Annotated in this window: 18 protein-coding genes; 14 read left to right on the top strand and 4 right to left on the bottom strand. The window is 72.7% G+C overall.

Annotation, left to right across the window (positions count from 1 at the left end; translation table 11 throughout):
• Window positions 1–3: 3 nt before the first annotated feature.
• From OG299_RS04225 to OG299_RS04215, 3 genes are all read right to left on the bottom strand, one after another.
• Window positions 4–744, bottom strand: a complete 741-nt coding sequence (locus tag OG299_RS04225; protein ID WP_266637785.1) for a PP2C family protein-serine/threonine phosphatase — start codon at window positions 742–744, stop codon at window positions 4–6.
• Between the two features lie 81 nt (window positions 745–825).
• The gene (locus OG299_RS04220; RefSeq protein WP_266637815.1) at window positions 826–1,959 is read right to left on the bottom strand and encodes a site-2 protease family protein; all 1,134 of its coding nucleotides are present in this window, start codon (window positions 1,957–1,959) and stop codon (window positions 826–828) included.
• Window positions 1,960–2,079: 120 nt separating this feature from the next.
• Window positions 2,080–2,436, bottom strand: coding sequence for a hypothetical protein (locus tag OG299_RS04215; protein WP_266637783.1), 357 nt, complete (start codon window positions 2,434–2,436; stop codon window positions 2,080–2,082).
• Between the two features lie 314 nt (window positions 2,437–2,750).
• On the opposite strand from OG299_RS04215, the gene OG299_RS04210 reads away from it, so the two are divergent.
• The 3 genes from OG299_RS04210 (at window position 2,751) to OG299_RS04200 (ending at window position 7,224) form a co-directional block, all read left to right on the top strand.
• Window positions 2,751–4,868 carry a hypothetical protein gene (locus tag OG299_RS04210; RefSeq protein ID WP_327360525.1) on the top strand — a complete coding sequence of 706 codons (2,118 nt, stop codon included), beginning with the start codon at window positions 2,751–2,753 and terminating at the stop codon, window positions 4,866–4,868.
• 51 nt (window positions 4,869–4,919) lie between these two features.
• Window positions 4,920–6,566, top strand: coding sequence for an ABC transporter substrate-binding protein (locus OG299_RS04205; RefSeq protein ID WP_327360524.1), 1,647 nt, complete (start codon window positions 4,920–4,922; stop codon window positions 6,564–6,566).
• 67 nt (window positions 6,567–6,633) lie between these two features.
• A complete protein-coding gene (locus tag OG299_RS04200) occupies window positions 6,634–7,224 on the top strand; it encodes an NIPSNAP family protein (protein WP_327360523.1) in 591 nt (196 codons plus the stop codon).
• Between the two features lie 12 nt (window positions 7,225–7,236).
• On the opposite strand, the gene OG299_RS04195 is transcribed toward OG299_RS04200, so the two are convergent.
• Complete coding sequence (locus OG299_RS04195) at window positions 7,237–8,169, bottom strand: alpha/beta fold hydrolase (protein WP_327360522.1); 933 nt, start codon at window positions 8,167–8,169, stop codon at window positions 7,237–7,239.
• A 391-nt stretch (window positions 8,170–8,560) separates the two neighbouring features.
• Between OG299_RS04195 and OG299_RS04190 the strand changes: the two genes are divergently transcribed.
• From OG299_RS04190 to hypA, 11 genes are all read left to right on the top strand, one after another.
• Window positions 8,561–9,040: a beta/gamma crystallin family protein gene (locus OG299_RS04190; protein WP_266637774.1), complete on the top strand. Its 480-nt coding sequence runs from the start codon at window positions 8,561–8,563 to the stop codon at window positions 9,038–9,040.
• A gap of 233 nt (window positions 9,041–9,273) precedes the next feature.
• A complete protein-coding gene (locus OG299_RS04185) occupies window positions 9,274–11,043 on the top strand; it encodes an enoyl-CoA hydratase-related protein (protein WP_327360521.1) in 1,770 nt (589 codons plus the stop codon).
• Between the two features lie 98 nt (window positions 11,044–11,141).
• Entirely contained in the window at window positions 11,142–12,200 is a 1,059-nt protein-coding gene (locus OG299_RS04180) for an NADH-quinone oxidoreductase subunit B family protein (RefSeq protein WP_266637772.1), read from the top strand.
• A gap of 97 nt (window positions 12,201–12,297) precedes the next feature.
• The gene (locus tag OG299_RS04175) at window positions 12,298–14,082 is read left to right on the top strand and encodes a nickel-dependent hydrogenase large subunit (protein ID WP_266637770.1); all 1,785 of its coding nucleotides are present in this window, start codon (window positions 12,298–12,300) and stop codon (window positions 14,080–14,082) included.
• Entirely contained in the window at window positions 14,079–14,600 is a 522-nt protein-coding gene (locus OG299_RS04170) for a NifU-related iron-sulfur-binding protein (RefSeq protein WP_266637769.1), read from the top strand. Before OG299_RS04175 ends, OG299_RS04170 begins: the two co-directional genes overlap by 4 nt.
• Before the next feature lie 86 nt (window positions 14,601–14,686).
• Window positions 14,687–15,304, top strand: coding sequence for a DUF5947 family protein (locus tag OG299_RS04165; protein ID WP_405706099.1), 618 nt, complete (start codon window positions 14,687–14,689; stop codon window positions 15,302–15,304).
• Window positions 15,301–16,002, top strand: coding sequence for a DUF6084 family protein (locus OG299_RS04160; RefSeq protein WP_327360520.1), 702 nt, complete (start codon window positions 15,301–15,303; stop codon window positions 16,000–16,002). Before OG299_RS04165 ends, OG299_RS04160 begins: the two co-directional genes overlap by 4 nt.
• A complete protein-coding gene (locus OG299_RS04155; protein ID WP_266637767.1) occupies window positions 15,999–17,438 on the top strand; it encodes a hypothetical protein in 1,440 nt (479 codons plus the stop codon). The genes OG299_RS04160 and OG299_RS04155 overlap by 4 nt, the downstream gene beginning before the upstream one ends.
• Window positions 17,435–17,965: a hydrogenase maturation protease gene (locus OG299_RS04150; RefSeq protein ID WP_266637766.1), complete on the top strand. Its 531-nt coding sequence runs from the start codon at window positions 17,435–17,437 to the stop codon at window positions 17,963–17,965. Before OG299_RS04155 ends, OG299_RS04150 begins: the two co-directional genes overlap by 4 nt.
• 11 nt (window positions 17,966–17,976) lie before the next feature.
• On the top strand, window positions 17,977–18,081 hold the full coding sequence (locus OG299_RS42660) for a DUF6893 family small protein (RefSeq protein WP_405699583.1): 105 nt from the start codon (window positions 17,977–17,979) through the stop codon (window positions 18,079–18,081).
• 156 nt (window positions 18,082–18,237) lie between these two features.
• Window positions 18,238–18,645, top strand: coding sequence for a hydrogenase maturation nickel metallochaperone HypA (gene hypA / locus OG299_RS04145; protein WP_327360519.1), 408 nt, complete (start codon window positions 18,238–18,240; stop codon window positions 18,643–18,645).

Raw genomic sequence — 18,645 nt, 5'->3', positions numbered from 1 at the left:
GCGCTATACGCCGATCCTGACCAGCGCGAGCGTGATGTTGTCGGGGCCGCCAGCGTCGATGGCCGCCTTCCACAGCTCGAAAGCGGCCTTGCCGTCGTCGTGCACCCGCAGCAGCTCGTCGAGCTCCTCGGGCGGCACCGGGTCCGTCAGCCCGTCCGAGCACACCAGGTAGCGGGCTCCGGCGGACAGCGGCTCCGTCGAGACGTGGGGCGTGATCGCGCTGCGCCGGCGGGCGCCGCCGAGCGCCTGGGTCAGCAGGGACGTGGTGCGCTGCCCCGGTTCCAGCGGCGGATTGTCGTCCACGCTCACCTGCCGGAGCTCCTCCGCCGTGGCGTCGAACACCCTGCTGTCGCCGACGTTGAAGGAGATCAGCGAGTCCTCCAGTACGACGGCGCCCGCGACCGTGGTGCCCATCGTGGCCAGTTGCGGATCGCTGTCGGCGGCCGCGTACACCGCCTGGTTGCACAGGACGAGCGCCTCGCGGACGGCTCCCTCGCTGTCCAAGGAGGGCCCGAGCATCGCGAGTTGGCGGGCCACCAGCGCGCTCGCCACCTCGCCGGCCGGCTGCCCGCCGATCCCGTCGGCGACCGCGACGACGAGCGGCGAACCGGTCGGGAAGACGAGCGTCTGCGGATTGCGCGTCACACCGGCGCACAGCGTCCACGGCCCGACGACGAGGCTGTCCTCGTTGTGGTCCCGTACCAGCCCGGCATGGCTCAACGCGCTCACGGCTATGTACGTCATCGCACCCCCATTGTCGCGCCGCTCACCCGAAGCCGCCCTCGGAGCCGGCGCGCCGCAGCCGCCGCCCCGGCGCCCATCGCCTCACTCGGGCTCCCGGCCCCCGCGCAGCGTCTGCCGCTGCACGAGCCGGGTGATGTCCTTCGCGGTGACGATCCCCACCAGCCGGCCACCGTCCACCGCCAGGACCGGCAGCCCGGTCCCCGGCCGCAGCTCGTCCAGGGCCTCGGCCAGCAGCTCGTCCGGGGCGGCGACCGCACACTGCGCCAGAGGCGTCGCCACGTCGCGTACGCGCAGTGCGTCCCGCTGCGCATCCTGGATCCGGGCCAGCGCGCGTACGTGCACCACCCCGCTGGGGCGGCCGTCGAAATCGAGCAGCGGCAGTGCGGAATGCCGGGATTCCACGGCCACCTCCTCGATGAACTGCCGCACGCTCAGCCAGTCGGCACCGGTCGCCACCGGGCTGGACATGGCATCGGCCACGCGCACGCCCCGCAGCCCCGTACGCAGCACGGCGTGCTGGCGTTCGGCGCCCGCGACGAACGCGATGAAGAGCCCGAGGAAGACGAGCCACAGCCCGCCCGACGACCCGCGCACGAAGGAGATCCAGCCCACGGCCGTCAGCAGCACGCCCATGACCTGCCCGCTGCGCGAGGCCGCCCGATCCGCCCGATCCCGGTCGCCCGTACGCCACCACAGCAGCGCCTGCAGCACCCGCCCGCCGTCGAGCGGCGCGGCCGGCAGCAGGTTGAAGACGGCGAGGAACAGGTTCGTCCAGCCGAGCCACACCAGGACGGCCGCGGGCACCGCCCAGCCGAGCAGGGCGTGCAGCCCGATCCCCGCGCCGAGTGCGGCGCCGCCGAGCACCAGGCTGGTGAGCGGGCCGCTCACCGCCACCACGAAGGCCGCCGCGGCGGTCTGCGGCCGGCCCATCCTGGTCATCCCGCCCAGCGCCCACAGGGTGACGTCCTCGACGGAGATCTTCCTCCTGCGGGCCGCCGCGGCGTGCGCCGTCTCGTGCAGCAGCAGACTGCCCATGAGCAGCAGTGCGCCCACGACACTGGCGAGGGTGTAGACGGCGTTCGAGCGCCCCGGAGTCCACACGGGGAGGGTCTGGCGGCCGAGCCCGTACGCGAACAGCACCACCAGCAGCGGCACGCTCCAGTGCATGCGCAGCGGCACCCCGACAACACGTCCGATAGGGACCGAGCCGTTCATCGTCGTCTCCTGCCGGCTCGGCAGCGGGTCCACACACCCATTGTCACTCCGGGCGCGGACCTGCGCCGGGCGCCGCCCCGGCCCGCGGACGCGGCCGGCGGGGGCGGCACCCGGCGGGGCTCATCCCTCCGTGGCGGCCGGAGCGGCCAGGGCCCCGTCGAGCTCCCACGCGTGGCGCTTGAACTCGCGCCGGAAGTCGGCGTGGTCCTCCCACTGGCGGGCGATGCCGCGCAGTACGTCCCAGTGGTGCTCCACCGACTGGTCGATGACCCGGCGCAGCGCCGGCTCGGCCTCCGCCCGCTTCTCGACGAGCCCCTTGACCGCCGAGGCCTCCAGCACCGCGTTGCGCAGGGCGCGCAGCGCACGGGAGGTGTCGTCCATCGCGAAACCGCGCTCGCTGCCGGTGGCCTCGTCGAACAGCGGGGTGAGCCGCGCCTCGATGAATGCGGTGATCCGCTCGAAGTGCTGCACGTCCATCGGGACTCCATCTCCTGCCGCGCGCGGTGCGGCCCGGCACATCGGGTGTTGCTTCTGCTCCAGGCGTTCTGGCTCCGCCTGCGTGGACGCAGAATATCCGTTGAAGATCGACCGCAGGATCACGGCAGGATCCGCGTGCGCTCCCGGAATTGCGGGAAGGAGATCCGCGGTATTCGCCGTCGCTCCGCGTCCTTGCGGTGTTACCTTCCGTTGCGTCGGCGCGTGCGTCGCGCTTTCGGTTGGGGGGCGGGGGAATGGTGAGCGCAACGGCGGAGCTGGGCCATGCGGAGGGGACCGACGCTTTTCTTCGGCACATGATCTGGCGGTATCCGGACCAGCGGCAGCCCGTGGTGGCGCTGCTCGGGCCCCGGCAGTCGGGCAAGACCACCATGCTCCGCTCCCTGTCCCAGGGCTGCGGCTCCACGGTGGTCCACGCCCACCTCGACTTCCACGAGAACCCGCTGGACCCGGTGTCGGCCGCGGCCCTGGTGGCCTTCCAGATGATGCGCGGCTGGGACACGCTGCGGCGCAGCCCCGTCTTCCACCGGTTCGCCCTCGGGCTGCTGGCCCTCAACGAGAACCTCGAGGAGGACCGCTCCCGGGCCACGGACCAGATCAAGGGCCTGATCCAGCAGTACACGCGCAACACCCGCCGCGGCCGGTTCGCCACCCGGCTGGAGGAGGCCGTGGACACCACGATGGACGTCGTGGTCACCGGCGCGCTCAGCCCGCTCGTCCAGGGGCAGGCGCGCGAAGTCGTCACCGCCGTACGGGAACGGGCCCGGCCGGTGATCGGATCGCTGCTGCAGAGCACCGCCCGCTGGGGCCTGCGCGACGCACTGCGCTGGCACGTCGGCATCCCGGAGGCCGAGGCCGCGGGCTCCCTCGACGCGCTGATCAGACTGAGTTCCGCGTCCAGGTCGGCCGCGGTCGGCCCGCTGCTGGCCGCGTTCCTCGCCGACGCCAAGGACCAGGCGGAGCGGCACCCGGCGCTGCGCTCCTCGTGCTCCTGCGAGCTGCCGCAGGAGCACGCGGGCCGGGCCGCCCGGCACGACCACGCGTGGGTCCTCTTCGTGGACGGCGCCCAGACCCCGGCCGGCCGCCGGTTCCTCGCCGCACTGGTCGCGGCGCGCATGCGCAACGAGCACAACGAGCCGGGCTCGGGGGCCGCCGCCGACCCGCTCGTCGTCCTCGCCGCCTGCGACCAGTGGCAGCCGGAATGGACCACCCGCTGGTGCGAGCCCTGGCGCACCACCCCGCTGCCGGACACCCCGCAGCGCCGCGTCCCCCTCCTCAGCCGGGCCACCCGTACGCGCTGGACCCGGCAGGACGAGGCCGGCGCCGGACCGGACCCCGCCTCGGCGGCGCACTACTGGTATCCGGTGTGGCTCGATCCGATGTCCGAGGAGCGGGTCTCGTACCTCACCGACGACGCCGCGCCGCTCGCCGCACCCGTTGCGGCGTCCGTCGTCCACGCCCTCACCGGCGGCCACTGGGGCGCCGCCCTCGCCCTGCAGGAACAGCGCGAGAGCACCCCGCCGGACGCGGAAACCGGCGTACCGGAGAGACCCCTGCCCGCCGCGGTCGACGCGAGCGGAAGACCGCTGTGGTCGCGGGCGCTGGAGACCAGCCTGCCCGAAGGGCTGGCCGCACCCGCACCGGGACGGACCAACCCGCCGCCCGTCGTACTGGCGGCCGGCTACCTGGCGGACATGCGCACCGCCGACGACCCCCGCGTACCGCAGGACATAGCCGACCTGCCGCGCAGCCTCGAGCTGTTGCGCCGCAACCTGTGGGTCAGCACCTTCTTCCACCGCCCCTCCCGGATCCGGGAGGTCGGCTGGGGCGAGGCGGACAGACCTCCCGTACTGCACCCCTGGCTGAGCCGCTGCGCGCTCACCGCCCTCTCCGCCGCCGCCCCTGCCGGCGCTCCCGCCGCCGCGGCGCAGGGGGAGCGGCCCGCAGACCCGTGGCACGACGTCTTCACCCGCCAGGCCCGGGCCCTGGCCTCCCTCGCCGCCACCCACAACGGCTCGGGCCCCGCACGTGAGGAACAGCAGCTCTTCTACGACCTGGCCCTGGGCAAGTTCGCCCCCGTGGCCGAGGCGCTGGCCGGCCGGTTCGACCGGGACCACCGCGCATGGGTGCGCCTCCTCGACTACCTGGCCTCGGCGCCGTGCCGCCTGGTCCACGAGCAGTCCGCCCAGGAGTCGTACGCGCTCCTCCTCGCCGGGATCGAGCAGAGCGGCCGGGACGTCGTGGCGGTCGCCACGGCCAAGCTCCTGGCCCTGCTGTGGCTGTACAACGATCCGCTCACCGAGCGCAGCCGGCGCTGGGACGCCCAGATCGAAGAGGGCTTCGAACGGCTCTCGCACAACTCCCGTCTGCTCGACGTCAGCGCCCTCCAGCAGGCGGGCGCGCTGTTCGCCTGACCCCTCCGCGCCACGCCGCCGGCGTGGCCGGGCGCACCGCAAGGAGTCCTCATGCCCGCAGGTGTACGCAACCCACGGCTCGGCCGGCTGCGCCGCCATCCCGTGTTATCGCTGACCGCCGCCCTCCTGCTCCTGGCCGGTGCCGTGTTCGGCGGCATCTGGGGCTACGGCGTGCTGTTCCCGCCCGCGCTGTCCTGCGGTCCCGGAATGACCGCTGCCGGCACGCCGTTGGCCTGCGTCGGCGTGAACCTCGGCAGCACGCCCTTCACCAAGGGCGAACCCGAGCGGATGCGCAAGCTGCAGGACAGGATCCGCACGGCCAACGACGCGGTGCAGGGGAACTCCACCAGTGTGGTGCTGATGCTGAACCTCTCGCCCGTCGAAGACGTGGACACGCTGACCTACGAATCGCTCTACCACAACGTCGAGGGCGCCATAGCCGCCGTCTGGCGTGCGAACAACACGGCCGCGTACGGCAGTACACCCGGCGTGAAGCTGTACCTGGCCAACATGGGCAGCCAGTACGGGTCCTGGCAGCAGGCGGTCGCCAGCGTCAAGAAGAACGCGGCGGCCGAGCACATCTCGGCGGTCGTCGGCCTGGGCCAGAGCACCGAGCAGACCCGGCAGGCCGCCGCGGCCATCTCCGCCCAGCTGCACATCCCCGTCATCGGATCGACGGTCACCGGCAATTCGATGAACCTGGACCCCGCGGACCCGGCCGGCAAGCGGACGATCCCCGACATGTTCCGGGTCTCGCCCACCAACTCCGACTCCGTGATCGCCGTCAACCAGTACGTGTCCGGGCTGCGCCCGGCCGTGAGCTCGCTCGCCGTGGTGGCGGACAGCGTCGCCGACGACGACTACACGGCCACGCTGGCGGCGGAGGCCAAGACCCGCTTCCAGGCACCGGACCGCACGGTGACGGTGCTCCCGTACACCTCGCCCCGCAGCCTCCCGAGCGGCGCCGGCCGCCGGGACTACCTGATCCAGCAGTTCAACCTGATGCACGCCAACCTGTGCCAGGCCGCACCGTCCGTCGTGTACTTCGCCGGACGCGGCCGCGACCTCGGGGCGTTCGTGCAGAACTGGGTGCAGGGCACGCCCTGCGGCATCCCGCAGCTGCGCATCCTGGTGGGGGACGACGCCTCCGAGGCCATCCGCGACGACGCGGTCCTCAAGGGCGTCGCCTCCGGCCGGGTGACGGTGGCGTACACGGCCCTGGCCAGTCCGGACGAGTGGGGCACCGAATGCCCCGGATCGGACGCCAAGCGCAACTACGACCAGTTCTGGTCGGCGTTCACCGGGCGGCCCGACCCGTGCACGAAGCAGCCCCTGGCCACCACCCAGTCCGGCGCGGCGCCCCTGGCCTTCGACCCGGCGGACCTCGCCAGCGGACAGGCGATGCTCACGCACGACGCCGCCGTCGCCGCGATCAGCGCGGCCCGGCACGACGAGGCGGGCCTGAAGAACCCGGGGCTGGAGACCGGCATCCTCCACCAGTTCTACTGCGCGCAGATGCTCCCGGGGGCGAGCGGCTGGCTGTCCTTCGGCGCCGACGGCAACCCGGTCGGCAAGCCCGCCCCCATCGTCCAGCTCAACGCGGACGGGACGACGAAGACGGTCACCCTCACCTGGCCGAGCTCCGCCCCCAACCTGAGCCTGCCCCAGCGCGGCGGTACGGGAGCCCCGGGCTGCTGACGAAGCCGGCGACCGCGGACCGGTCCACTGACAGGAGGTGTCAGTGGACCGGTCCTAGCCTGCGGCAATGATCGTCGAACTCCGGCAGTACACCTTGCACCCCGGCGCCCGGGACACCTTGATCGCACTCTTCGAGCGAGAGTTCGTCGCAGGGCAGGAAGCGGCGGGCATCACCGTCGGCGGACGCTTCCGGGACCTGGACGACCCGGACCGTTTCGTCTGGCTGCGCGCCTTCCCGGACATGGAGCGGCGGGACCGCTCGCTGCGCGCCTTCTACGAGGGCCCCGTCTGGCAGGAACACCGTGACCGGGCCAACGCGACCATGGCCGACTCGGACGACGTCCTCCTGCTGCGCGGTCCGGGATTCGCCGCCCCGACCGACGCAGGCCTGGTCACGGTGACCATCTGCCACCCCGCCGCCCAGTCCTTCGCCGGCCACTTCGAGCGGAGTCTGCGCCCCCGGCTGGCCGCCGCTTGCTCCGCTCCGACGGCGGTCCACCGCACGGAGCACGCCCGGAACACCTTCCCCGCCCTGCCCGTGCGCACCGGCGAGGACGTCCTGCTCTGGTTCACGGCCGGGGAGGCCCCGCCCCTTCCGGACCTCTCCGCACACCTGACACGTCCGCCGCAGCACCTGAGGCTCGCGCCGGTGGGCTGATCCGCCCGGCGGTCAGTGGCAGAGCCGGGCCGCCTGCTCCAGCTCGTCCGCCAGCAGCGCCGGGTCGCGCGGGCCGATGTGCGGGGCGGCCAGGGACCGTACGCGGAAGCGGTTGTGCGGGGTCGTCTCGTCGGCCTCCCGGATCATCAGGTCCTGGAGCGCCGGCGGGATCGTCCGGTCCTCGGTGAACCGCAGGAACGTGCGCGGGACCCGGCCCCACTGCTGCGGCAGGCCCCGGGAGTCGCAGACCCCGATCGCGGCCGACTCGTCGGGTTCGAGGATGTTGAGCAGCGTCCGGACCTCGGTGTCGGAGTGGTCCGCGGCCAGCGCCTCCTTGGCGACCTGGAGGAACGCGGGGTCGCCGGTCCGCCAGTTGACCCGGGTGACCCCCAGCTCCGGCGGCGTGGGGACCGGGGTCATCTTGAACATGGAGCTCGTGGCCGCCTCCGGGGCGCTCATCAGCTCCACCACGGAGGTCCGCTTCGTGGGGCAGAAGGCCGAGATGTACACGAGGTGCGAGATCAGCTCGGGCACCAGGTTGGCCACGGCGTTGAGGGTCACGCCGCCCAGGCTCTGGCCGGCCAGGACCACCGGGCCGTTGCGGTGCGCCCGCCGCACCACCGCGGCCACGTGCTCGGCGGAGTCGGCCAGCGTCCTCCCCGAGAGGGGGGAGGGCTCCGTACGCAGCCGCTCCAAGTCCTGCGGAGCCTGGTACGAGAGCGGGAAGTAGGCGTCGGGGCCGTGCCCGGGCAGATCGACCGCGACCGCGCGCTGCCCGCGCAGCCCCAGCTCGGTCAGTACGGGGGACCAGGCGTACGCGTTGCTGCCCGACCCGTGGACCAGGACGAAGGTGACCGGTTCGGCGGGGCGGGACTGCCCGCCACTGCCGTCGCCGGTCGTCGTCCGGCCAGCCGTCGGTTCATCTCCACCAGTTAAGTTACTCATGAGTAGATCCTACGACTCCGCGATCAAGGGGGGTTGAATTCAGGCCAACTGCTGTCCGGTCAGGTCCCCTTGGGTGTCCGCCTCGTTCGTTGAGAAATGGACAATCGGCTGTGCAGTGCCGATTCGTCCGTATGGATGCCACTTCGGCCACCCCGGAGACAGCCGTCCGGAGCCGCCGTCGGTCATCGGCAGGCCGGGCCGCCGGCCCGGCGGGTCCGCCGTTTCGATCGAGCCAGTCGTAGGCGCCCGCCGCGCCGCCGCCGACCCCCATGAAATTGCCACCGGCACCTTCGCCCCCTCGACGGACCCCCGCGGCGGCTTGTTGAGTCATGTCGTGCTTCAGACGCACATAAGGAACTGAGCGCCCCATATTCTGATTTGAGGAGCATTCATGCGCATCTTCCGATCGGCCCTCGCACTCGGCGCGGCCGCCCTCGCCGTCACGGCCGCCGGTGTCGGCCCGGCGGCCGCCGCCGAGCAGGCGCCGGCCCCCAAGGCCGCCAAGTTCTGCACCTACATCGCCGACACGGGCGAGGGCGGCTGTTTCGCGACCCGCGCTCAGGCCGCGGAGCTCGGCGCGCAGGCCGACTACAAGGACCTCGGGAGGATATGGAGCGACTCCAACTCCGGCGGCAGCGAGATGACCTTCCGCGGCAGCGTCGGCTGCAACTGGCGCTACCCGGAGTTCAACGACCTCGCCTCGATGGGCTGGAACGACAACGTGAGCTCGGCCCAGGGCATCAGCTGCCCGATCACCCTCTGGGAGCACAAGGACTTCCGCGGCGCCCACCAGACGTACTACGGCTACAACGCCTACGTCGGCGACGGCATGAACGACAAGGCCTCCTCCATCAGCTTCGACGTCCGCTGACCCACCGGGGCCCGGCGGCGGTGCACCGCCGCCGGGCCCTCCGGCCGCCGGGGACCCGGCCCCGCGTCCGTCCCGCGTCCGTCCCGTATCCACCAGGTGGCGGCCCGGGCGCCCCCTTCCGAGTGACACCCCCGTAGGTCGAGCCGGCCTGCGGACGCCCGTGGTCGACGATCTCCAGCGGCCGTACCTGTTCCGGCCGCAGGTCGCCGGGGACCGGACGCTTGGGAGATCACGTGCACATCCTGCTCGCCGCCAGCGCGTTCAACAGTCTCACTCAGCGTGTGCACGCTGAGCTGAGGGACCGCGGGCACAGTGTGGCGGTCGAGCTCGCCCTGCCCGGCGCCTCCCTCGCCGAAGCCGTCGAGCGCCACCGGCCGGACCTCGTGCTCGCGCCGATGCTCAAGACGGCCATCCCCCGGGACGTCTGGTCCGCCCACACCTGCCTGATCGTCCACCCGGGACCCGTCGGCGACCGCGGACCCTCCTCGCTCGACTGGGCCATCACCGAGGGCGCGACCCGCTGGGGCGTCACCGTCCTGCAGGCCGGCGAGGAGATGGACGCGGGCGACGTCTGGGCCACCGCGGACTGCCCGCTGCCGGCCGTCGGCAAGAGCGACGCCTACCGCGGCGAGATCTCCGACGCCGCCCTGTCCGCCGTGCTCACGGCCGTCGACCGCTTCGCCTCGGGCACCCACGTCCCGCAACGGCAGGATTCGGGCCGCGCCCGGCCCTACCTGCGCCAGGAACTGCGCCGGATCGACTGGCACGCCGACTCCGCGCAGAGCGTCGTCCGCGCGCTGCGCGCCGCCGACTCCCAGCCCGGCGTACTCGACGAACTCCTCGGCGGCCAGTGGTTCCTGCACGGCGGGCACCCCGAGGAGCAGCTGCGGGGCCGCCCCGGCGAGCTGCTCGCCACCCGGGCGGGCGCCATCTGCCGGGCGACCGCCGACGGAGCCGTCTGGATCCCCGAGCTCCGCGCCCGGCGCGCGCCGGGAGAGCCGGCCCCCGTCAAACTCCCCGCCACCCTCGCCCTCGGCGACCGGCTGCCGCCGCTCCCCGAGCTCTCCGCACCCGCGTACGCCGACGGGGCCCCGCGCACCTGGTCCGACATCACCTACCGGGAGCAGGGCGGGGCAGGCTTCCTCACGTTCTCCTTCCCCGGCGGCGCGATGAGCACCTCGCAGTGCCGGCGCCTGCTCGCCGCCTACCGGGAGGCCTGCACCCGCCCCGTTTCCGTCCTCGTCCTCGGCGGCGGCCGGGACTTCTTCTCCAACGGCATCCACCTGGGCGTCATCGAGGCGGCCGCCGACCCCGCCGAGGAGTCCTGGGCCAACATCAACGCCATGGACGACCTGGTGGAGGCCGTGCTCACCACCACCGACCGGTTCGTCGTGGCCGCCCTCGGCGGCAACGCGGCCGCCGGCGGGGCCATGCTCGCGCTCGCCGCCGACGAGGTCTGGTGCCGCAGCGGCGTGGTGCTGAACCCGCACTACCGGCTGATGGGCCTGCACGGATCCGAGTACTGGACCTACACGCTGCCCCGCCGCACCGGGACCGGCGTCGCCGAGCGCCTCACCACCGATGCCCTGCCCCTCAGCGCCGAAGCCGCCCGGCGGCTCGGGCTGGTCGACCGCACGATCGACTGCGGCCCGCAGGCCTTCGCGGACGAGACCGCCCGGCTCGCCGTACGGGTGGCGGACTCGCCCGCCATCCGGTCCCGGATCGCCGGCAAGAAGGCCCGCCGCGACGCGGACGAGGGCGTGCGGCCGCTCGCCGCCTACCGGGAGGCGGAGCTGGCGCGGATGCGGGAGACGTTCCTCGACCCGCAGGCCCCGTACCACGCCCTGCGCCGCGCCTTCGTACGCAAGGAACCCCCGGACGGCACCCCGGCCCACCTGGAGCGGACCGTGCCCGGCCGGCGCACCGCGCCCCTGCCCTCGCGGCGGCCCGCAGTCACTGGACCGGCCGAACAAGACAGGGCACCGGGCCCGGCCGGCTGCTAGCAAGAAGGGTGAGGCCGGCGCGGAGCACCCGCCCGTCCGCCGTCCCCGTCCCCGCCCCACCCACCCCCCCCCGCATCCCTCCCCAAGGAGCGATCCTCATGGATGCAGCAACGCCGAGCACGGCAGTAGAAGACCCCCCGATCCACATCCTCTGGATCAACGCCGGACTGAGCTGCGACGGCGACTCGGTGTCCCTGACGGCAGCGATGCAGCCCAGCATCGAAGAGATCGTCATGGGCGTCCTGCCGGGCCTGCCCAAGATCGCCGTGCACTGGCCGCTGATCGATTTCGAATGCGGACCGGTCGGCGGCGCCGACACGTTCATCGAATGGTTCTTCAAGGGGGAGCGCGGGGAGATCGACCCCTTCGTGCTCGTCGTCGAAGGCTCCATCCCCAACGAGAAGATCAAGCCCGAGGGCTACTGGTGCGGCTTCGGCGACGACCCGGAGACCGGCCAGCCCATCACCACCAGCGAGTGGATCGACCGCCTCGCACCCAAGGCCCTCGCCGTGGTGGCGATCGGCACCTGCGCCACGTACGGCGGCATCCACGCGATGGAGGGCAACCCCACCGGCGCCATGGGCGTGCCCGACTACCTCGGCTGGGACTGGACCTCGAAGGCCGGCATCCCGATCGTGTGCGTTCCGGGCTGCCCGATCCAGCCGGACAACTTCTCCGAGACCCTCACCTACCTGCTCTACCAGGCGGCCGGCTCCGCGCCGATGATCCCGCTGGACGACAAGCTGCGCCCCACCTGGCTGTTCGGCAACACCGTGCACGAGGGCTGCGACCGGGCCGGCTACTACGAGCAGGGCGAGTTCGCGCAGACCTACGACTCGCCCAAGTGCCTCGTCAAACTCGGCTGCTGGGGCCCGGTCGTCAAGTGCAACGTCCCCAAGCGCGGCTGGATGAACGGCATCGGCGGCTGCCCCAACGTCGGCGGCATCTGCATCGCCTGCACCATGCCGGGCTTCCCCGACAAGTTCATGCCGTTCATGGACGAACCTCCCGGCGCGAAGCTGTCCACCAGCGCCAGCGGCGTCTACGGCGCGCTGGTCCGCAAACTCAGGGCGATCACGGAGCACACCGTCGACCAGGAGCCGAAGTGGCGCCACCCGGGGCGGCAGCTGACCACCGGTTACCGCAAGCCCTGGTGACCCCGCCCGCGGCCCCGCGTCCGTCCTGCTTCCCGCCCACCGCCCCGCCTCCAAGAACCCCCAGCTCCCGCCTCCCAGAAGGGTCACGGCAGACAAGATGACACCGAAGACGAAGGCGGCCGGTGACGGCAGCGGCCTGGTGGAGATGGCCTGGGATCCGATCACCCGGATCGTGGGCAGTCTCGGCATCCACACGAAGATCGACTTCAAGCAGAAGAAGGTCGCGGAGTGCTACAGCACCTCGTCGGTCTTCCGCGGCTACAGCGTCTTCATGCGCGGCAAGGACCCCCGCGACGCGCACTTCATCACCAGCCGCATCTGCGGGATCTGCGGCGACAACCACGCCACCTGCTCCGTCTACGCCCAGAACATGGCGTACGGGGTGAAGCCGCCCCACCTCGCCGAGTGGATCATCAATCTCGGCGAGTCGGCGGAGTACATGTTCGACCACAACATCTTCCAGGAGAACCTGGTCGGGGTCGACTACTGCGAGAAGATGGTCCGCGAGACCAACCCCGGCGTCCTCGAACTCGCCGAGCGCACCGAAGCCCCGCACGCCGGGGACCACGGCTACCGCACCATCGCCGACATCATGCGCTCGCTCAACCCCATCGAGGGCGAGTTCTACCGCGAGGCCCTCCAGGTCAGCCGCTACACGCGCGAGATGTTCTGCCTGATGGAGGGCCGCCACGTGCACCCCTCCACCCTCTACCCGGGCGGCGTCGGCACCATCGCCTCCGTCCAGCTCTTCACGGACTACATGAGCCGCCTCATGCGGTACGTGGAGTTCATGAAGCGGGTGGTCCCGCTCCACGACGACCTCTTCGACTTCTTCTACGAGGCCCTGCCCGGGTACGAGGAGGTCGGCCGCCGGCGCGTCCTGCTGGGCTGCTGGGGCGCGCTCAACGACCCCGAGTACTGCGACTTCACGTACGCCAACATGACCGACTGGGGACGGAAGATGTTCGTCACCCCCGGTGTGATCGTGGACGGCAAACTCGTCACCAACGACCTCACCGAGATCAACCTCGGCATCCGCATCCTGCTGGGCAGCTCGTACTACGACGACTGGGCGGGCCAGGAGAAGTTCGTCACCCACGACCCGCTCGGCAATCCCGTCGACGCCCGCCACCCGTGGAACCAGCACACCATCCCCGCCCCGCAGAAGCGCAACTTCGACGACAAGTACAGCTGGGTGATGTCCCCGCGCTGGTTCGACGGCAAGGACCACCTCGCCCTCGACACCGGCGGCGGCCCGATCGCGCGCCTGTGGTCCACCGCCCTGTCCGGGCTCGTCGACGTCGGCTACGTCAAGGCCACCGGCCACAGCGTGATCATCAACCTGCCGCGCACGATGACCAAGCCCGAGACGCGCTTCGAGTGGAAGATCCCGCAGTGGAGCAACGCGCTGGAGCGCAACCGCGCCCGCACGTACTTCCAGGCGTACGCGGCCGCCATCGCACTGCACTGCGCCGAGAAGGGCCTGGCCGAGGTCCGCGCCGGACGCACCCAGACCTGGGAGAAGTTCGAGGTCCCGGACGAGTCCATCGGAGTCGGCTTCACCGAGGCCGTCCGGGGCGTGCTCTCGCACCACATGGTGATCCGCGACGGCAAGATCGCCAACTACCACCCCTACCCGCCGACCCCGTGGAACGCCAGCACCCGCGACACCTTCGGCACCCCCGGACCGTACGAGGACGCCGTCCAGAACACCCCGATCTTCGAGGAGAACACCCCGGAGAACTTCAAGGGCATCGACATCATGCGCGCCGTGCGCAGCTTCGACCCCTGCCTGCCCTGCGGCGTCCACATGTACGTCGGCGGCGGCAAGACCGTGAAGCAGATGCACGTGCCCACCGGCCTGAGCGGACTGGGCGGATGAGCGCGGTTGCGACCGACGCCCGCGAGGCGGGCCGGCGGGTGGACGAGGTGCTCGACCGGCTGGCCGCCACCGGCGACCGCGAGGCGTGCGCCGCGGCCGAGGAACTGGTGCGCGTGCTCATGGACTTCTACGGGGCCGGGCTCGCCCGGATCGTGGAGCGGCTCGGCGTGGAGCGCCTCGGCGGGCTGCTGGACGACGAGCTCGTCGCCAGCCTGCTCGCCCTGCACGACCTGCACCCCGAGGACGTCCACACCCGGATCGCCCGCGCCCTGGACGCCGTACGGGACCCCCTGTCGCTCGTCGGCTTCGACGAGGCCACCGGCGTCCTGCGGCTGAGGTCCGCGCCGGGCGGCGGCTGCGGCTGCGGTTCCGGTGGTGACACGGTCCCGCAGAGCGTCGAGGACGCCCTGGCCTGCTTCGCGCCCGAGGTGACCGCGGTGGAGCTGGAACCGGCCGAGGCGCCGCTGCCCCTGCTCCAGATCGGCACCCGCCCGCAGGCCCCGGCACGGGCCCGGTGAGCGCGCGGCACCCCTGGGCACCGGCGGAGCCGCGCACCGGCTCCGCCGGCCCGTCCGGGCCCGCCGGGCTGCGCGGCCCGCGCGGCCTGCGCCGGTTCACCGGGCCCCGGCCGCCCCGGCCCGAGCGCTGCGAACTGTGCGGGGTGGCCGTGCCCGAGGGCGGCCACCGCCACCTGGTGGAGGTCGAGAAGCGGGCGCTGGTCTGCGCCTGCACCGCGTGCGCCCTCCTGTTCGACCGGCCCGGCGCCGCCACCGGGCGCTTCCGCGCCGTGCCCGACCGCTACCTCACCGACCCGGAGCACCGGCTCGAAGAGGGCGCCTGGGAGCAGCTCCAAATCCCGGTCGGCGTCGCCTTCTTCTTCCGCAACGCCGCCCTCGACCGGCTGGTCGCGCTCTACCCGAGCCCGGCCGGCGCCACCGAGAGCGAGCTGGACCCGGCCACCTGGCAGGACGTACTCGGCGGCGGGGCACTCGCCGCGCTGCTCGAACCCGATGTGGAGGCGCTGCTGCTGCGCCGGGCCGAGGGCCGCACCGAGTGCTACCTCGTCCCCATCGACATCTGCTACGAGCTGGTGGGGCGGATGCGGCTGCTGTGGCAGGGCTTCGACGGCGGGGCCGAGGCGCGCGCCGCGCTGAAGACCTTCTTCGCCCAGGTGGAGCGCCGGGCGAAGGTCCCCTCCGCGGCGGGGGAGGGGCGGGCATGACCGACTTCGCCTTCGCCTGCACCGGCGTGCGCGCCGACCCGTACGCGGCCGGTCCCACCCTCGTGTTCCGGCTGCGCATCACCACCGCCGCGGACAAGCGCGTCCACGCCCTCGCGCTGCGCTGCCAGATCCGCATCGAGCCGGCCCGGCGCAGCTACGGCACCGGCGAGGCCGCGGCCCTCCACGACCTGTTCGGCGAGCGGGCCCGCTGGGGAACCACCCTGCAGCCCCTCCAGTTCGCCCAGGTCTCGGTGATGGTCCCCAGCTTCACCGGGGAGACCGAGACCGACATCGTCGTACCGTGCACGTACGACATGGACATCGCCGCCGGCCGCTACCTCAGCGCCCTGGAGGACGGTGAGGCGCCGCTGCTGATGCTGTTCTCCGGCACCGCCTTCACCGGCGCCGGGGGCTTCCAGGTCGAGCCCGTTCCCTGGGACCGCGAAGCACCGTTCCGGATGCCCGCCGAGGTGTGGCGGGAGATGGTCGAGCAGCACTTCCCGGGCTGCGGCTGGCTGCGGCTGCCCCGGGACACCATGGCCGAGCTGCTCGCCTACCGCTCCCGTCACGCGCTCGCCTCGTGGGAGGCGACCGTACGGGCGCTGCTGGACGCGGCGTTGACGGCCGAGCCGCCGCCCCCGGACCCCGCCTGGGCCGGCGCCGTACTGCCGCGGGCCGCCGAGAGGACCGCCCCATGACCACGACGGCCCTGCCCGAATCCCGGTTCGCCGTGGCCCGCCAGGTGGCCGACGCCGTCCTCTTCGAGGGCTACGTGCTCTACCCGTACCGGGCCTCGGCGGCGAAGAACCGGCTGCGCTGGCAGTTCGGCGTACTGGTCCCGCCCGCGTGGGGTCCCGCACATGACGAGCACTCCTTCCAGCGCACCGAGCTGGTGATGGAACCGCGGGGCGCGGCCACCCTCGCCGTCGAGCTGCGCTTCCTGCACGCGCAGCGGCGTACGGTCGAAGAGGTCCGGGCGGACGGCTCGTTCGCGGCCGTGCCCGAACTGCACCTGCCCGACCGGGTCCTGGTCCCCTGGGACGAGGGAACCGAGGAGCGGGTCGAAATGACCGTCCCCGTCGCCGAGTTGGAGGAGGGCGAGGTCTCCCTTCCCTTCGTCCGGCCCGCCCGCGAGGAGACCGAAACCGTCCTCGGCCCCGACGGCCGGGAGGTGGGCCGCCTCGTCCGCCGCACCGAACGGGCCGACGGTGTGCTGCGGCTGCGCGCCGAGCAACTGGACGTCGCCTACCGGGCGTTCAAGCTCACTGTGGTGGTCGAGAACACGAGCGACTGGACCCCGGGCAGCGACGGGGCGGACGGGGCCGACGGCGCCGACCGTGACGCCGCCCTGCCGCACTCCCTGGTCGCGGCCCACCTCCTGCTGGGTCTCAGCGCCGGATCCTTCCTCTCGATGACCGACCCGCCCGAGTGGGCCAAGCCCTCCGTCGCGACCTGCGCCAACCTGCACACCTGGCCCGTGCTCGCCGGCGAGCCGGGCAGCGCCGACGTGGTCCTCTCCTCGCCGATCATCCTCGAGGACCACCCCGGCATCGCCCCCGAGAGCATCGGGGCCATGTACGACGCCACCGAGATCGACGAGATCCTCGCCCTGCGCACGGCGGCCCTGACCGACCAGGAGAAACGGGAGGCCCGCGGGACCGACGCCCGCGCCGCCGCCGTGATCGACCTGGCCGAGACGATGCCCCCCGAGGTGCTGGAACGCCTGCACGGCGCCGTCCGGGCGCTCCGGGAGATCACCGACCCCGGTGCGCCCACCCCCGAGTCGTTCCCCGAACTCTTCGACGAGGACGCCGTGTTCAGGCCCGACACCCCCTGGTGGGACCCGGCGCACGCGGACCCCGCCGACCCGGCCCGCGACCGGATCCTGATCGACGGCACCTCGGTGGGCCCCGGCAGCCGGGTCATCCTGCGCCCGGGCCTGCGGCGCACCGACGCCCAGGACCTGTTCCTCCAGGGCGCCGCCGCCCAGGTCGAGGCCGTCCTCCACGACGTCGACGGCGGAGTGCACCTCGCCGTCACCGTCGAAGGCGACCCCGGCGCCGACATCCGCCGCGAACAGGGCCGGTTCCTGTACTTCCAGCCCGACGAGGTCGCCCCCCTGGAGGACGCGTGAGCGGCCGCATCCTGATCGCCGGCATCGGCAACGTCTTCCTCGGCGACGACGGCTTCGGCGTCGAGACCGTCCGGAGGCTGTCCGAGCCCGGCTGCGGGCTGCCCGACCGGGTCGAGGTCGTGGACATCGGCGTACGCGGGGTCCACCTCGCCTACCAGCTCCTCGACGGCTACGACACGCTCGTCCTGGTGGACGCCACCGCGCGCGGCGGAGCCCCCGGCACCCTCTACTTGATCGAGGCCGCCGGAGCCGGCTCCATCGCCCCGCAGAGCCCCGTACTCGACGGGCACCAGATGTCGCCCGACGCGGTGCTGGCCCTGCTGGACACGCTGTGCGCCGGAACCGGCGGGACACCGCCCCGGCGGATCTGGGTCGTCGGCTGCGAACCCGAATGCCTGGACGAGGGCATCGGTCTGAGCGCCCCGGTGGCCGCAGCGGTCCCGGAGGCCGTACGGATGGTCCTGGACCTGGTCCGCCGCCCGGACCGGGAACTGCTCGACGAAGAGCGCAACGCCACCGCCAACTGAGGAGAACCCCCATGAAGAAGGCCATCATCGGAGGCGTGGCCGCCGCCGCCCTCGCCGCCGCACTGTGCGTGGTGCTCCCCGATGTCCAGCGCTATCTGAAGATCCGCCGCATGTGACCCGCGCCTGTGGCAGATGCGGCCCGTGACACCTCTGATCCCTGATGTGCCGCCGCCCCGGCGCCCGAATGGCGTACGGGGCGTCGGCGCGTCGGCGTGCCCGACCGCCCCGTACGGCGCCGGCCGGTCTAATGAGGCCCGGCAGGACGGAGTCCCATGCACGAGATGTCGATCGCCATGGCCGTGGTGGCCCAGGTGGAGGAAGCCGCCGAGGCCGGCGGCGCGAGCGCCGTCACCTCGGTCCGGCTCCAGGTCGGTGAGCTGGCCGGGGTGGTGCCCGACGCCCTCGCCTTCTGCTTCGAACTGGCCTGCGCCGGAACGGTCCTGGAAGGGGCCGAGCTCGTGACGGAGTCCGTCCCTGCCCGCGCGCACTGCCGTTCCTGTACGGGCGACTGGGCGGTCGGCATGCCGCCCCGGCTCGTCTGCCCCGGCTGCGGACAGGCCACGGAGGTCGAACTCCTCGCCGGGCGCGAGCTGCAGATCCTCAGCGTGCACTGGGAGGACGGCCCCGCCTGCGACCGGCATCCCGCCCCCACCCGCGAACCGATCTCCGAGGAGCGCTGA

Source organism: Streptomyces sp. NBC_01296 (assembly GCF_035984415.1).
GTDB lineage: Bacteria > Actinomycetota > Actinomycetes > Streptomycetales > Streptomycetaceae > Streptomyces.
Note: the sequence above shows the minus strand (reverse complement) of the source record. Positions and strands in the feature narration are given on the sequence as shown.